This is a genomic window from Azohydromonas australica DSM 1124, assembly GCF_000430725.1.
Taxonomy (GTDB): Bacteria; Pseudomonadota; Gammaproteobacteria; order Burkholderiales; family Burkholderiaceae_C; genus Azohydromonas; species Azohydromonas australica.
Window position 1 is genome coordinate 1 of the sequence record NZ_AUMO01000176.1, and the last position, 1,099, is coordinate 1,099.

Here is a 1,099-nt window from a genome sequence, read left to right on the forward strand (position 1 = left end):
GGGCGCGAGGCGGCGCGGCGCATCAACCTGCCGCTGGACGGCGCGCGCGTGGCGGTGCAGGGCTTCGGCAACGTGGGCTCGGTGGCGGCGCAACTGTTCGTCGAGGCCGGCGCGCGTGTCGTGGCGGTGCAGGACCACAGCGGCACCCTTTTCAACGGCGCCGGGCTGGACGTGGCCCGGCTGAGCGAGCACGTCGTGCGCAACGGCGGCGTGCGCGGCTTCCAGGGCGCCGAGGCCGTGGACGGCGAGAGCTTCTGGGACGTCGAGTGCGACATCCTGATTCCGGCCGCGCTGGAAGGGCAGATCGACAGCACCCGGGCTCAGCGCATCAAGGCCAAGCTGGTGCTCGAAGGCGCCAACGGCCCCACGCTGCCCGAAGGCGACGACGTGCTGCAGGAGCGCGGCGTCCTGGTGGTGCCCGACGTCATCTGCAACGCTGGCGGCGTGACGGTGAGCTACTTCGAGTGGGTGCAGGACTTCTCCAGCTTCTTCTGGACCGAGGAGGAGATCAACGTGCGCCTGGACAAGATCATGACCGACTCGCTGCGCCACATCTGGCAGACGGCCGACAAGCACGGCATCACGCTGCGCACCGCGACCTTCGCGGTGGCCTGCGAACGCATCCTCAGCGCGCGCGAGGAGCGCGGCCTCTATCCCTGAAGCGCCTGTCCCTACGTTCCTTTCCAAGCCAGCCGGCCGGGGCCTCCCCGGCCTGGTTCACAACTCAACCAAGAGCCTTTCCCATGAAGCCATTCACCCTCCGCCCGCGCCACTTCATCTCCGCGCTCCTGCCCGTCGCCCTGGCCGCCGCCTCGCTGGCCGCGCAGGCGCAGCAGGTCGTCAAGATCGGCTTCAGCAGCCCGCTGTCGGGCCCGCAGTCGGCCTACGGCGCGGACAACCGTGACGGCCTGCTGCTCGCGGTCAAGGAGCTCAACGCCAAGGGCATCCAGGTCGCCGGCCAGAAGGTCACCTTCGAGGTCGTGGCCGAGGACGACGCCGCCGATCCGCGCCAGGGCGTGGCCGTGGCGCAGAAGCTCGCCGACAGCAAGGTGAAGTTCGTGGTCGGCCCGTACAACTCCGGCGTCGCCATCCCCGCCGG

General features: G+C 70.2%; 2 protein-coding genes. Both read left to right on the plus strand.

The features are described from left to right. On the plus strand, positions 1-660 hold a 660-nt coding region (locus H537_RS0119095; RefSeq protein WP_028999095.1), incomplete at its 5' end, for a Glu/Leu/Phe/Val family dehydrogenase. Between the two features lie 83 nt (positions 661-743). Further along, the coding region (locus tag H537_RS0119100; RefSeq protein WP_028999096.1) for an ABC transporter substrate-binding protein at positions 744-1,099 on the plus strand (356 nt) is incomplete at its 3' end.